11 protein-coding genes and 1 pseudogene are annotated in these 13,163 nt (G+C 63.6%); 7 read left to right on the top strand and 5 right to left on the bottom strand.

Annotated features, from left to right (window positions below):
* Genes hpaD through M1D88_RS01510 form a run of 3 tightly spaced genes read left to right on the top strand, consistent with a single transcriptional unit; the run spans position 1 to position 2,691 of the window.
* Entirely contained in the window at positions 1–1,098 is a 1,098-nt protein-coding gene (hpaD, locus tag M1D88_RS01520) for a 3,4-dihydroxyphenylacetate 2,3-dioxygenase (RefSeq protein WP_458112867.1), read from the top strand.
* Position 1,099: 1 nt separating this feature from the next.
* The gene (gene hpaH / locus M1D88_RS01515; RefSeq protein WP_458112866.1) at positions 1,100–1,885 is read left to right on the top strand and encodes a 2-oxo-hept-4-ene-1,7-dioate hydratase; all 786 of its coding nucleotides are present in this window, start codon (positions 1,100–1,102) and stop codon (positions 1,883–1,885) included.
* Positions 1,870–2,691 (top strand): HpcH/HpaI aldolase family protein, encoded by an 822-nt coding sequence (locus M1D88_RS01510; protein WP_458112865.1) that lies wholly within the window; start codon positions 1,870–1,872, stop codon positions 2,689–2,691. Before hpaH ends, M1D88_RS01510 begins: the two co-directional genes overlap by 16 nt.
* Positions 2,692–2,729: 38 nt before the next feature.
* Here the strand turns inward: M1D88_RS01510 and M1D88_RS01505 are convergent, their stop codons facing one another.
* A complete protein-coding gene (locus M1D88_RS01505; protein ID WP_458112864.1) occupies positions 2,730–3,671 on the bottom strand; it encodes a proline dehydrogenase family protein in 942 nt (313 codons plus the stop codon).
* A gap of 123 nt (positions 3,672–3,794) precedes the next feature.
* Here M1D88_RS01505 and M1D88_RS01500 point away from each other — a divergent pair.
* The 3 genes and pseudogenes from M1D88_RS01500 to M1D88_RS01490 form a co-directional block, all read left to right on the top strand.
* Positions 3,795–3,962, top strand: a pseudogene (locus M1D88_RS01500) (FAD-binding protein); the annotation flags it as partial.
* A 165-nt stretch (positions 3,963–4,127) separates the two neighbouring features.
* Positions 4,128–5,264, top strand: coding sequence for an FUSC family protein (locus M1D88_RS01495; protein ID WP_458112863.1), 1,137 nt, complete (start codon positions 4,128–4,130; stop codon positions 5,262–5,264).
* A 110-nt stretch (positions 5,265–5,374) separates the two neighbouring features.
* Positions 5,375–6,334 (top strand): IS481 family transposase, encoded by a 960-nt coding sequence (locus tag M1D88_RS01490; RefSeq protein WP_458112862.1) that lies wholly within the window; start codon positions 5,375–5,377, stop codon positions 6,332–6,334.
* Positions 6,335–6,356: 22 nt separating this feature from the next.
* Here M1D88_RS01490 and M1D88_RS01485 read toward each other — a convergent pair whose 3' ends face one another.
* A complete protein-coding gene (locus tag M1D88_RS01485; protein WP_458112861.1) occupies positions 6,357–7,655 on the bottom strand; it encodes an MFS transporter in 1,299 nt (432 codons plus the stop codon).
* Positions 7,656–7,840: 185 nt separating this feature from the next.
* Between M1D88_RS01485 and radA the strand changes: the two genes are divergently transcribed.
* Complete coding sequence (radA, locus tag M1D88_RS01480) at positions 7,841–9,214, top strand: DNA repair protein RadA (RefSeq protein ID WP_458114602.1); 1,374 nt, start codon at positions 7,841–7,843, stop codon at positions 9,212–9,214.
* On the opposite strand, the gene M1D88_RS01475 is transcribed toward radA, so the two are convergent.
* From M1D88_RS01475 to M1D88_RS01465, 3 genes are all read right to left on the bottom strand, one after another.
* Positions 9,207–10,628 (bottom strand): GH1 family beta-glucosidase, encoded by a 1,422-nt coding sequence (locus M1D88_RS01475; RefSeq protein WP_458112860.1) that lies wholly within the window; start codon positions 10,626–10,628, stop codon positions 9,207–9,209. The genes radA and M1D88_RS01475 overlap by 8 nt on opposite strands.
* A gap of 131 nt (positions 10,629–10,759) precedes the next feature.
* Positions 10,760–11,944 carry a fatty acid desaturase family protein gene (locus M1D88_RS01470; protein ID WP_458112859.1) on the bottom strand — a complete coding sequence of 395 codons (1,185 nt, stop codon included), beginning with the start codon at positions 11,942–11,944 and terminating at the stop codon, positions 10,760–10,762.
* 13 nt (positions 11,945–11,957) lie between these two features.
* The gene (locus tag M1D88_RS01465; protein ID WP_458112858.1) at positions 11,958–13,064 is read right to left on the bottom strand and encodes a ferredoxin reductase; all 1,107 of its coding nucleotides are present in this window, start codon (positions 13,062–13,064) and stop codon (positions 11,958–11,960) included.
* Between the last annotated feature and the right edge of the window lie 99 nt (positions 13,065–13,163).

Genomic DNA, 13,163 nt, shown 5'->3' with positions numbered 1-13,163 from the left:
ATGACCAACTTTGTTCCCACCCCCACCGTTCCCGCTCCGGACATCGTGCGCTGCGCCTACATGGAAATCGTGGTCACGGACCTCGCCAAGTCCCGCGCGTTCTATGTCGACGTTCTGGGCCTGCACGTCACCGAAGAAGACGAGAACACCATCTACCTGCGCTCCCTCGAGGAGTTCATCCACCACAACCTGGTGCTCCGCAAGGGCCCCATCGCCGCCGTCGCAGCGTTCGCCTACCGGGTGAAGTCCCCAGCAGAGGTTGATGCTGCTGAGGCGTACTACAAGGAACTGGGCTGCCGCACCGAACGCCGCAAGGAAGGCTTCACCAAGGGCATCGGCGATTCCGTGAGAGTCGAGGACCCGCTGGGGTTCCCCTACGAGTTCTTCTACGATGTGGTGCATGTGGAGCGCCTCACCCAGCGCTACGACCTCTACTCCGCCGGCGAGCTTGTGCGCCTGGACCACTTCAACCAGGTCACCCCTGACGTCCAGCGGGGCCGCAAATACCTGGAGGACCTCGGCTTCCGCGTCTCAGAAGACATCCAGGATTCCGACGGCGTTTCCTACGCCGTGTGGATGCATCGCAAACAGACTGTGCACGACACAGCACTGACCGGCGGCAACGGCCCGCGCATGCACCACATCGCCTTCGCCACTCACGAGAAGCACAACATCATCCAGATCTGCGACAAAATGGGCGCGCTGCGCATCAGCGACCGGATCGAACGCGGCCCCGGCCGGCACGGCGTATCCAACGCGTTCTACCTCTATATCCTGGACCCGGATGGGCACCGGATCGAGATCTACACCCAGGACTACTACACCGGGGACCCGGACAACCCGGTGGTGACCTGGGACGTTCACGATAACCAGCGGCGCGATTGGTGGGGCAACCCGGTAGTGCCCAGCTGGTACACCGAGGCTTCCCTGGTGCTGGACCTGGACGGCAATCCGCAGCCTGTGATCGAACGCGAGGAAAAGAGCGAGATGGCAGTGACCGTGGGCGCGGACGGGTTCTCCTACACCCGGGAGCCGGGCCAGGAATCCGGCGGTTCCACAGAAAAGACCACCGGGTTCAAGCTCGGAGCGCAGGTCTAGCATGCTGGATGCCAAGACGATTGAGGCCATTGCGGACGAACTGCTGGAGGCCGGACGTTCCCGGACTCCCGTGCCCCGGCTGACTTCCCGCTATCCGGAGATGACCGTGGAGGACTCCTACGCCGTGCAGCAGCTGTGGCGCCGCCGGAATGAGGATGCCGGCCGGACCCTGGTTGGGCGGAAGATCGGCCTCACGTCGAAGGCCATGCAGGCCGCCACCGGGATCACTGAGCCGGACTACGGCGCCATCTTCGATGACATGGTGCTGGAAACGGGCTGTTCGGTTGAATGGGACAGGTACACGCACCCGCGGGTGGAGGTGGAGCTGGCGTTTATCCTGAAGGACGGGCTCAAAGGCCCGGGCTGCACCATTTTCGATGTCCTGAAGGCCACCGAGTACGTGGTTCCGGCCCTGGAGATCCTGGATTCCCGGATTGAGATGGAGGGCCGGACCATCGTAGACACCATCGCGGACAACGCCGCGATGGGGGCCATGGTGGTGGGAGGCCGGCCGGTCAAGCCCGACGCCGTCGACCTGCGCTGGGTGGCGGCCATTCTCTACAAAAACCAGACCGTGGAAGAAACCGGCGTCGCCGCAGGCGTCCTGGACCATCCCGCCAACGGCGTCCACTGGCTGGCCAACAAGATCGCCGCCCACGGAGACAGCATGAAGGCCGGCGACATCATCCTCGCCGGGTCCTTCACCCGGCCCTTGTGGGTATATAAAGGGGACACCGTCCATGCCGACTACGGACCGCTGGGGAGTGTCACATGCCGCTTCGACTAGAATCGGACAACACCTTTCGGGATGCGCTGCGCCATCAAAAGGGTAAAGCCGGCCGCCCGCTGGCGGGCATGTGGGTCTGCTCCGGCAGCCCGCTGATCGCGGAACTCTGCGCGGGCTCCGGCCTCGACTGGCTGTTGGTGGACGCCGAGCACAGCCCGAACGGCCTCGAATCCATCCTCGCCCAACTCCAGGCCATCCACGGCTACCCCGTCCACACCCTGGTGCGTCCGCCAGTGAACGACACCGTGCTCATCAAGCAGTACCTGGACCTGGGCGTCCAGAACCTGCTGATCCCCATGGTGAATTCGGCTGCTGAAGCTGAGGCTGCAGTGGCCGCCACCCGCTACCCTCCCCACGGGGTCCGCGGGGTGGGCTCAGCCCTGGCCCGCGCCGCCCGCTGGAACCGCATTCCGGATTACCTCGCCAGAGCCGGGGAGACCATAAGCATCACCGTCCAGATTGAGTCCACAACGGCAGTGGACTCGGTGGCAGAGATCGTCGCCGTGGAGGGTGTGGACGCCATCTTCCTTGGCCCCTCGGACCTCGCTGCCTCCATGGGTGTGCTGGGACAACAGGAACACCCTGAGGTCCGTGCCGCCGTCGAACATTGCCTCGGAGCCGCGAAAGCGGCAAGTAAACCGGCCGGCGTGAACGCCTTCAACCCCGATACCGCACGCCACTACGTCGACAACGGCGCCAGCTTCGTTCTGGTCGGGGCGGACGTCGCACTGCTGGCCCGCGGCTCCGAAGCCCTCGCCGCAGCTTTCATCAAGCCAACGGAAGAGCCAAAGTCTGAAAGCTACTGACCGCTCGCCTTAGCTGGCAGGCGCCCTGGTGAGTAGTGTCAGCGGGTGGCCGCAATGATGGCGTCGAACACCCGCTCAGGATCCTCGGCGATGCGGTTCAAAACATAGAGCCACCACTCGCCGCCGAAAATGGAGTATTCACGGGTAGTGAAGCCTTCAGCATGCAGGCGGTCCAGGGTGGACGTGCCCAAGCCCAGGAGCATCTCGAACTCCACATCCTTCGCCTCACTGAGGTTGGGGTGCCTTTCGAGGATTTCAGCGATCAGCGCGGCGTCATGGGTCGCGATGGAAACGGGATGTCCGGCGTCGATGATCAGCCCGGCAAGGCGCAGATAATTCTCTTGGAGTTCAGCGCTGCCACGCGGGTAAGCGATCCCTTCTGGTTCGAGGAACGCACCCTTCGCCAGCCTGATGGTTCCCGGTTGCTTCAGCAGACGCTCAAGATCCCTTTCGCTGCGGTGCAAACGGGCCTGGAGGGTGACGCCGACGTCGACCCTTTCCTCGCTGAGTGCCTCGTAGAGGTCAAGCACCAGATCGGCCCGATCGGAACCTTCCGCGGAGATCATCAGTGACGTTCCGAGCGGCGCCAAGGCGTCTGCCATCCGTCGCGCGTTCTCCAAGGCGAGCGCCGGACTGACAAGGGAGCCGACGTGGGAGAGGTCAAAGGACACCGTGGCAGGTATCCCCGCCTGCTTCAGCTCGGAAATCAGCTCCAGGAATACTCCCGTCTCGGCCTCTGCAACCTCGGCGTCGCGCACGCTTTCACCTGCGTACTCCAGACTGACCAGGTGACCCCGCGCCATGCTTCGTTTGGCAGCTTCAATGGCATCCCGGACCGTCTCGCCCGCCGAGTAGTTCGCCGCAATCTTCTGGGCAACAGCAGCCAGCGGTGGCGACGACATCACCCGCTGTTTCAGTTCCTCATCCAAAGCCCACCCGCGCAGCACATCTGCGGCTTTCTCCCGCGTGGCATCTCCCACAGAACACCCATTCCCTGCCTTGTTTGCCGAGCAGCGTTTATCCGATCAGCGTTTATCCGATCAGCTTTTATCCGATCCTAAAGAAAAACCCGGCCTTGGTCCGCCAGCGACGGTCATGTGAAGGCGAGTCTCGGCGGGCAGGCGTTTTGGTCCCTGGGTGGCTTGTTCCTGGTTGATTCGCCCGAGCAGCGCAGGATGGGGATCAAATATTCCCATGAGCTGGCCCTGCAGGACTGGCTGGGAGCGGCTGGCTTCGACAGGGCCGAGGATCACTGGCCACGAAATCGGGCTGGCAGCGGCCGGAATGCGTAACTTTTGGCGGAACAAGGTGCCGAAGAATGCTGGCATCCCGCGCAAACATTGCCTCGGGACCAGCACTAGCCAGCCAAAAGTCACGCAATTCGGTCGGCGGTCCGGTTCCATTAGGCGTCACACGGAACAAATAGACTGGGGTTCATGGCCGTCACTGGAATATCCGCAACCAGACGATTCCTCCGCGGCCGGGCCCGGACCGGTCTGGTCAGGAGTAAGAACTCGCTGGTCCCTGCCCTCCAGATGACGGTGTGTGCGGTGGGAGCCTACGCCTTTGCCCAGTATGTCCTGGGCCACTCGGGGCCTTTGTTCGCGGCGACGTCCTCGTTGATTTCCCTCGGTTTTTCCCGCGAGCCGCGCCTGCGCCGGGTTGTGGAGGTAGGGCTGGGCTGCACCATCGGCATCGCAGTGGGTGACCTGCTGCTCCACTGGCTGGGCGACGACATATGGGTGGCCGCCGTCGTACTTTTCGTCTCCATCCTGCTGGCAAGATTCCTGGATGGCGGCAACATCTTCACCACCCAGCTGGGGCTGCAGTCCCTGCTGGTGGTGCTGCTGCCGGCGCCGGCGGGAGGGCCGTTCACCCGGAGCCTGGACGCCGTAGTGGGTGGGCTCTTTGCCTTGCTGGTGACCATCCTGGTGCCCAAGGATCCCCGCCGTGAACCCCGTAAGGACGTCCGGAAGCTGCTGCATGAACTGGCCGAGGTGCTGCGTGAGTGCGCCTCTGCCCTGACCTACAGCGACTCCACCCAGGCATGGCATGCTCTGGTCCGTGGCCGTAATTGCCAACCGCTGGTGGATGCCATGCGCCAGACCCTCCGGGCTTCCGGCGAAGTAGCAACCCTGGCTCCGGCCTACCGCAGGCATCGCGATGAGCTCGACCGGCTCGAACAATCGCTGGACTACATCGACCTTGCCCTCCGTAACAGCCGGGTGTTCGCCCGGCGCCTCACGAGTGCCATCAATCATGCAGCCCTCTCCGATGAGGCAACGGAAAACCTCGCTGAGGTGCTGCGGGAAACAGCGGACGCCATCGATGAACTTTCGCTGGGTCTTGGCGAGGTTCACGACGGCGTTCGTCGCGCCCATTTGCGCGCCGCCCGTAAAGATCTCAGTTACGTCGCCGGAAGGCTGCACCCCCGGATGCTCGACGTTGACCGCTTGGAAGGCGAAACCGTGGTGATGCTCTTCCGGCCGCTTATGGTTGACCTGCTCGAGGCTACGGGGATCGATTCAAAGGAAGCCCGGGACCTGCTGCCGCCACTGCAGGACGAGAGCTAGCTGTATTGACCACGGACATTAGTGACGCTCGGCGTGGTTTGGTGACATGAAGAAGACCTCCGGGTGGAGTGGGGCTTGCCTAGAGTCCAATTCCACGCACGGAGGTCTTCATGTCCCACCCTAACGCTTTCCTGACCCCACGTGGCAGGCTGCACCTCGCGCAATGTGTTGTTGAGCAGGGCTGGAGCCTGCGCCGCGCAGCTGAGCGGTTTCAGGTCTCGGTACCCACGGTTGCGCGCTGGGCACAGCGTTACCGCGAGCACGGTCCGGCCGCGATGACCGACCGTTCCAGCCGGCCGCACTCCTCGCCGCAACGGACCGCAAGGCGTACGGAGCGGCGGATCATTGCCGTGCGCGTGAACCGCCGGTGGGGTCCGGCAAGAATCGGGTATCTGCTGGGCATCCACCCCTCCACCGTGCACCGCGTCCTCTCCCGCTACCGGCTGGCGAAGCTGACCTGGCTGGACCGAGGCACAGGACGAGTGATCCGCCGCTACGAACACGCCCACCCCGGAGACCTGGTCCACGTTGACATCAAGAAACTCGGCAGGATCCCCGACGGCGGCGGGCACAGGGCCCTCGGCAGGGCCACCGGAATACAGAACAGGACCAGGACCCCGTCCAACCGAAGGCCCGGCTACCACTACCTCCACAACGCCGTCGATGACCATTCTCGCCTGGCCTACACCGAAATCCTCACCGACGAGACAAAGGAAACCGCAGCAGCGTTCTGGCAGCGAGCCAACGCGTGGTTCCAGTCCCGTGGCATCACGGTCCAACGGGTTCTGACCGATAACGGAAACTGCTACCGGTCCCGCCTCTTCGCCGAGGCCTTGGGCCCGGATGTCAAGCACAAACGCACGCGCCCCTACCGGCCCCAAACCAACGGTAAAGTCGAACGGTTCAACCGCACCATGCTCGAGGAATGGGCCTACGCCCGCCCCTACCGATCAGAAACTGAGCGTGTTGCCGGATTCCCGGACTGGCTCCATGCCTACAATCACCACCGAGCCCACACTGCCCTCAAAGGTCAGACACCGGCCAGCCGCGTCACTAACCTCTCCGGTTAATACAGCTAGCTGCAGGACAGGGCTAGCGCCGGCGGATGCCTGCCGCGCTTCCCTCCGGTGCCGGGGATTGCTCTCCGGCGGGAGACTCGTCATTTTCCACCTGCTGCCCGGTTTCCTTCCCGCCCTCTTTCGGGCCCGGCGGGTAGCCTGCCTTGCGTCCGGCTATCACCGCAACAAGCGCGATGGCGGCGGGCAGCGCCGCTGCGACGGGAACCAAGAGCGGCCCGGCCAAGGACAACGCCAGCCCGCCATATGCCGCCCCTATGGCGATCCCCAACTGGGTGGCCAATACCATCAGTGAATTGGCGGCGTCGCTATGTTCCTTCCCAGCCCGAAGAATTGCTGCCTGGTTGTAGATGCCGCAGGCGCCCAGGGCCGCTCCCCAGACGGCCATCAAACAATATGCGCCTGGCAGCGTGGTGCCCGCCCAGGGCAGGAGCAGGCAGGCAGCCACAACAGTTCCTGCGGCGGCGATCAGGGAACGCCGTGGCCGGGAGTCAACAGTCATGCCGGCGATCCAGAGCCCGGCGAAGCTTGCTGCCCCCACCACGGACAGGGAGATGCTGATGGCCTGGGACGGCAATCCCGCAGCGAGAATGAAGGGTGCAATGTAGGTGAAGATTGCAAAGCGGGCGAAGAGCATCAAGGGCCAGGCCATAGTCACCGATTTCACGCCGGGTTGGCGGATGGCCCGCAGCACTGACGGCGGTTGTCCCTTGCGGCTGCCCCGGACTGATGGAAGCAGCCAGAGGGCCAGCAGGGCCAGCACAGCTCCGGTGGCCGCCATGATCAGGAAGGACGTGCGCCAGCCTACCCAGGCCCCCAGCGCCGTTCCCGCCGGTGCGCCAAGGGCAAGGCCGAGACTGTTCCCGCTGAACACAACGGCCATGGCCCGTCCGAGCATGTGCTCGGGCACCAGCGCCGCGATGTATGGAGCCATGGTGGACCACAAGAGTCCGTGGGCCACGCCGCCAATAAGGCGGGCCACCACTGCTACGGAAAATTCGGGACTGAGGGCAAGGAGCACATTGCTCAGGGCGAAGATCACCACCAGGCCCAGCAGCAGCGCCTGCCGCGGCAGGCGTGCACATAGCCGCGCCATGGGCAGTACGGTGACCACCACAATGCCGGCATAGGCCACGGTGAGCAGCCCGACCTGTGATTCGCCGACGTCGAAGTCCTCAGCCATCTGCGGCAACAGGCCCGACGGCAGGAGCTCGGTTGTGATGGCAGTAAAACCGATGGCGGCCAGAACGAGCATGGCGGCAAGCGGCAGCGATCCTGTTTTTGAGGCGGCTTTCGCGGTGGCTACAAAGGGCACGTTCAGATCAATTCCGGCTCGCAGGATCGCTTAATAAGTATGCTTACAATCCAAAGTATCCGGGTCTGAGAGGTGAGGTCAACGGGCAATGCCAGCATTACGGAACGCAGTGAACTGCCGCTGTGAGCCTGCCTTCCGATTCCGCCGGCGCGAAACTTGTCCGCCCCCGCGGCTACTGTGTACCCATGGCAACCAAGACTTCCCGGGCGTCCAAAGCCCCGGCCTATAAGTGCGCCGAATGCGGCTGGACCACCGTCAAGTGGGTGGGGCGTTGCGGCGAGTGCCAAGCCTGGGGAACAGTTGAGGAGACCGGTGCAGCTGTTGCGCGTACGACGGCGGCCGCCACAGTTGTCGAGCCCGCCCGCCGAATCGCTGAGGTGGATGCCACCACGGCCGCTTTCCTGCCGACCGGCGTTGACGAACTGGACCGCGTGCTGGGTGGAGGGCTGGTTCCTGGAGCGGTGATCCTGCTCGCGGGAGAACCAGGCGTGGGAAAGTCCACTCTTCTGCTGGATGTTGCCGCCAAGTTCGCGCGCAGCGGCCAGGACGTCCTGTACGTCACCGGCGAGGAATCCGCCGCGCAAGTAAAACTCCGGGCCGAGCGGATCGATGCTGTGGCGGACTCGCTTTATCTCTCCGCGGAAACTGACCTCGGCCAGGCCCTGGGCCAGGTGGAGAAGGTGGAACCCCGGCTGTTGGTGGTCGACTCGGTCCAGACCCTCAGCAGCGCCGACGTCGAGGGGAGCTCGGGCGGGGTTTCGCAGGTTCGCGACGTGGCGGCGTCCATCATCGCTGCAGCCAAGCGGCGCAACATGACCACCCTGCTGGTAGGCCACGTCACCAAGGACGGCTCAATTGCGGGTCCTCGGCTCCTGGAGCATCTGGTGGACGTCGTCTGCCAGTTCGAAGGCGAGCGCCATTCCCGGCTCAGGCTGTTGCGGGCAGTCAAGAACCGGTATGGCCCAACGGACGACGTCGGCTGCTTCGACCTGACCGAGGACGGCATCGTGGGCCTTGCCGATCCCAGCGGGCTATTTGTCACTCGCACCAAGGATCCTGTGTCCGGTACATGCATCACCGTGACCATGGAGGGCAGGCGTCCCCTGCTGGCCGAGGTCCAGTCACTGCTGGCCGAGAGCGCCAACTCGCAGCCGCGGAGAGCCACCAGCGGGCTGGACAGTTCACGGGTGGCGATGCTGCTGGCTGTACTTCAGCAGAGGGCCGGATGCTTGCTGCACAAGGACGACTCCTACGTGGCCACGGTAGGCGGGGTGAAGCTGAGCGAACCTGCTACTGACCTGGCCATTGCTCTCGCGGTAGCCTCGGCCAAAGCCAAGAAGCCGCTCCCCCAGCGACTCATTGCATTCGGCGAAGTGGGCCTGGCCGGTGAGGTCCGCCCCGTCCCCGGCATCAACCAGCGAATCCACGAAGCCCACCGGCTCGGCTTCACCCACGCAGTAGTCCCACTGAGCCCTAGCGGGCCCGGCACGGTTCCGGCTGGTTTCTCGGTCAGGGAAGTGGGGCACCTGACTGAGGCACTGGGGTTGCTGATCAGCTGACTGGCTGGCCCTTGGCGGCGGCTATGTGGCGGGCGTAGGCCAGTCCGCTGTCCTTGATGGTGCGCTCCAGGGTGTCGTAGTCCACTCGCACGATGCCAAAGCGCTTTCCGTAGCCGTAGGACCATTCAAAGTTGTCCAGGAGCGACCACACAAAGTATCCGCGGACGTCAGCCCCCTGTTCCATGGCCTGCCTCATCGCTTCAATATGGTCCAGGATGAAGTTGGTCCGCTCCAGGTCATGGATCTTCCCGTCAGGGCTGAGAGTGTCCTCGTAGGCAGCACCGTTCTCGGTAACGTATAGCGGCGGCAGGGAAGGGTATTCCTTGCCCAGCCGGACGAGCAAGTGGCGGAGGCCGTCGGGGTTTACTTCCCAGTTCATCGCTGTCCGAGGCAGGCCCCTGCTGGGGAACGTGATGTCTTCCGAACCCACCCAGGGTGAGGCAGCCTTCCGCTCCGCACCTCCGGAATGGCCGTCAATGTTCGGCTGGTCCGGATGCCCGCTGACAAGGTCGTCGTGATAGTGGTTCACGCCCAGGAAATCGAGCGGCGCCCCGATGAGCTCCATGTCTCCCGGGTGGATCAGCTCCGGAAGCCCGAAGGGTGTCAGGTCCCGCAAAGTGTCCTCCGGATATGCCCCGCGGAGCAGGGGATCAAGGAAAATGCGGTTCTGCAGTGAATCGAAGCGCCGGGCAGCATCCAGGTCCAGCGGATCATTGGGATCCCGGGGAATGGCGTTGCTCAGATTGAGGGTGATACCCAGGTGCTGGGCACCCTGCCGGCGCAGCTCATCGAGGGCAAGCCCGTGGGCCAGGTGCTGATAGTGGACAGCTGAAACGACTGCTCGAGGCTCCTGCCGCCCTGGCGCATGCACTCCTGAGCCGTAGCCGAGCAGGGCCGAGCAGAACGGCTCATTAAAGGTGGTCCAGTGCTGCACCCTGTCACCGAGTGCGGCATAAACGTCGTTGGCATACTCCACGAAGCGGTAGGCGGTGTCCCTGCTGGTCCAGCCGCCCTCATCCTCCAGCGCCTGTGGCAGATCCCAGTGGTAAAGGGTCAGCCACGGCAGGATTCCAGCCTCCAGCAGTTCATCCACCAGCCTGGAGTAGAAGTCCAGGGCCTTGGTGTTGGTGAAGCGATCACCCGGCCGCACCCGGGCCCAGCTGGTGGAAAACCGGTAGGAATCAAGGCCCAGCTCCTTCATCAGCTGCACGTCCTGCGGCATCCGGTGGTAGTGGTCAACTGCCCGTTCCAGATTGTCTCCATGGGCTATTGCACCCGGTAGGCGGGCGAAGGTGTCCCAAATGGAGTCTTCTTTCCCGTCCTCATGCCCGGCGCCCTCAATTTGGGCGGCCGCAGTGGCGGATCCCCAGATGAAGTCCTTTGGCCATGACTGCGCGTTTGAGCTGGTTGCCATTTGCCCAGTGTTCCACGAACCTACCGGAGCGACCAGTGCCTACCGCGCGGGATTTCGGGCCTGGCCTGAGCGGGGCAGACAAAGGCCCCGGTTGCTTGTTTTCACGAGCAACCGGGGCCTCAATGAGTGAACTAAGTGGTCTTGGGCTTGCCAGGAACAGCCAGTTTGAAGACCTTCGCCCACGATGACCCGACCTGCTTGAGCAGCGGGCCGGTGGTGTACGGAAGGTTGTAGCGCTTGCAGATCTCCTGCACCTTCGGGGCCACCTCGGCATACCTGTTGGACGGAAGGTCAGGGAAGAGGTGGTGCTCGATCTGGTGGGACAAGTTGCCGGTCATGAGGTGCATGAACTTGGAACCTGAGATGTTGGCGGAACCGATCATTTGGCGCACGTACCAATCGCCGCGGGTCTCGCCTTCCACCATTTCCTCGGTAAAGGTGTCCGCGCCGTCGGGGAAGTGGCCGCAGAAAATCACTGCGTGGGCCCAGACGTTGCGGACCGCGTTGGCTGTGAGGGTGCCGTAGAGCGCCTGCTTCCCTGAACCGGTGAGCATGGCTGCGGCAGGGGTAGCGGCGTAGTCCTTGGTGAACTGCTTGAGTGCCTTTTTCCCAAGGGCCTTGAGGTCCCGCATCAGGGCTTCCTTGGTCTTCTTTCCCTCCTGGTAATCAGCGAGTTCGAGGTCGTAGATGGCGATGCCCCACTCGAAGACGGGAGCCAGAAGCGCGTTGTACAGCGGGTTGCCCAGGTTAAAGGGCTTCCATGGCTGGTCGGCGTCCATGCGCAGCAGGTTGTATCCGACGTCGTTGTCCTTGCCCACAACGTTCGTCCAACGGTGGTGGAGGTCATTGTGGGTGTGCTGCCAGGAGCGTGCCGGGGTGACGAAGTCCCATTCCCAAGTGGTGGAGTGGATGTCCGGGTCACGCATCCAGTCCCACTGGCCGTGCAGGATATTGTGGCCGAGCTCCATGTTTTCCAGGATCTTGGCGAAGCTGAGCAGCGTGGTACCCGCCACCCAGGCCTTCTTGTTCTTGCTGAAGAGAAGGGCTGCCCTGCCCGAGATCTCCAGAGCGCGCTGGATCTTGATCATCCGGCGGATGTAGTCGGCATCCGAGCTCCCGCGCTTGCCGAGAATATCATCCTTGATGGCATCAAGTTCACGGCCCAGCTCCGCCACCTGTTCGTCGGTGAGGTGGGCCGCAGCGGGTGGGCGTACCAGCGGACTGCCGGTTGTTGCAAGCGCGCCGGGGCGCGTTTTGGCGCCTGCCGGAGCTCCGGCTGCCGTTGCCTCGTGGGTGCGATTTGAAACAGTTGTCATTCGATGTTGCTCCTCAGATGTCGAGGTTAACGGGTCCGGCGGCTGCCGAAACACACGTCTGGATCAGTTGGCCCGGTTCGCCATGGACTTCACCGGTGCGGAGGTCACGGACGTGACCTGCGCGCAGTGGAATGAGACAGCTGTGGCAGATACCCATGCGGCATCCGCTGGGCATCAGCAGGCCGGCGTCTTCACCGACGTCGAGAAGAGGAGTGGCGCCGTCAGCCTCAACTTCGCGGTCGGAGGCCTCAAAGGTGACCAGTCCGCCGTCGTGCGCGTCACCGCCGGCGAGGCTGGTGGTGAAGCGTTCGATGATGAGGTTCACCGGGTCAGCGGCAAAGGGCCCCGCGGGAGACTTGCCTCCGTTCCTGGCAGCGGTAGCAGCCTCGGCCGACCACAGCGACTCGGCGTCGTCCAGGAAACCCTCGGGCCCGCAGGCATACGCGGCACGGCCGCGCCAGTCGGGGCAAAGCGCATCCAGCTCTTTCGACGAGCTGAAGTCGAACCTGCCACGTTCGCTGGTGTACCAATCGGTGACCAGCAGGTTCGGGAACTGGTCCGCGAGTTCAGCCAGTTCCTCCCTGAAGATACTGTCAGCTGGAGTCCTCGCTGAGTGGATCAGCACGACGTCCGAATCAGGACGGTGCGGCACCAGCGTGCGGATCATGGACATCACGGGGGTGATCCCGGCGCCCGCGGTGAGCATCAGCAGCGGCCGCGGATGCTCGGGGAGCACGAAATCGCCCTGTGGCGGCGCGAGGAAGAGGACGTCACCGGGCCTGGTGTTGCGGACCAGGGCGCCTGATACTGCCCCGACGTCGGAGACAGTAATGGCAGGGTCCTGCCCGGCGGGAGCACTGAGCGAATACGAGCGCCAATGGAAGACACCATCAAGCTCGACGCCTATGCGGGCCCATTGGCCGGCCTTGTGGGCCTGCCAGCCGCGGCCGGGACGGAAGAAAATTGTGGCGGAATCGGCGGTCTCCGGAACCACCCTGGTAACCACGCCACGAAGTTGTCGCGTGGAGAAAACAGGGTTGAATAGCGCCAGGAAGTCTTCTGGAGCCAGCGGGGTTGTGAACAGAGATGCGGCGCGCGCCAGCTTACGGAGCCGGATCATAGACCTAAGCTTATGTCGGAACGAGGCATATTACTTCTCCCAGGGAATACGATCGAACGTTCTAAACTGTTCCCCCGAAACAACTTATGGAAGTCTCTC

The organism is Arthrobacter sp. R1-13 (assembly GCF_054161475.1).
The sequence above is the reverse complement of the archived record's forward strand: the minus strand, read 5'-3'. Positions and strand labels throughout refer to the sequence as shown.

Excerpts from the sequence above, each read along its gene's own strand:
- hpaD (WP_458112867.1), top strand. The coding sequence starts at position 1 with ATGACCAACTTTGTTCCCACCCCCACCGTTCCCGCTCCGGACATCGTG.
- hpaH (WP_458112866.1), top strand. The coding sequence starts at position 1,100 with ATGCTGGATGCCAAGACGATTGAGGCCATTGCGGACGAACTGCTGGAG.
- M1D88_RS01510 (WP_458112865.1), top strand. The coding sequence starts at position 1,870 with ATGCCGCTTCGACTAGAATCGGACAACACCTTTCGGGATGCGCTGCGC.
- M1D88_RS01495 (WP_458112863.1), top strand. The coding sequence starts at position 4,128 with ATGGCCGTCACTGGAATATCCGCAACCAGACGATTCCTCCGCGGCCGG.
- M1D88_RS01490 (WP_458112862.1), top strand. The coding sequence starts at position 5,375 with ATGTCCCACCCTAACGCTTTCCTGACCCCACGTGGCAGGCTGCACCTC.
- radA (WP_458114602.1), top strand. The coding sequence starts at position 7,841 with ATGGCAACCAAGACTTCCCGGGCGTCCAAAGCCCCGGCCTATAAGTGC.
- M1D88_RS01475 (WP_458112860.1), bottom strand. The coding sequence starts at position 10,628 with ATGGCAACCAGCTCAAACGCGCAGTCATGGCCAAAGGACTTCATCTGG.
- M1D88_RS01470 (WP_458112859.1), bottom strand. The coding sequence starts at position 11,944 with ATGACAACTGTTTCAAATCGCACCCACGAGGCAACGGCAGCCGGAGCT.
- M1D88_RS01465 (WP_458112858.1), bottom strand. The coding sequence starts at position 13,064 with ATGATCCGGCTCCGTAAGCTGGCGCGCGCCGCATCTCTGTTCACAACC.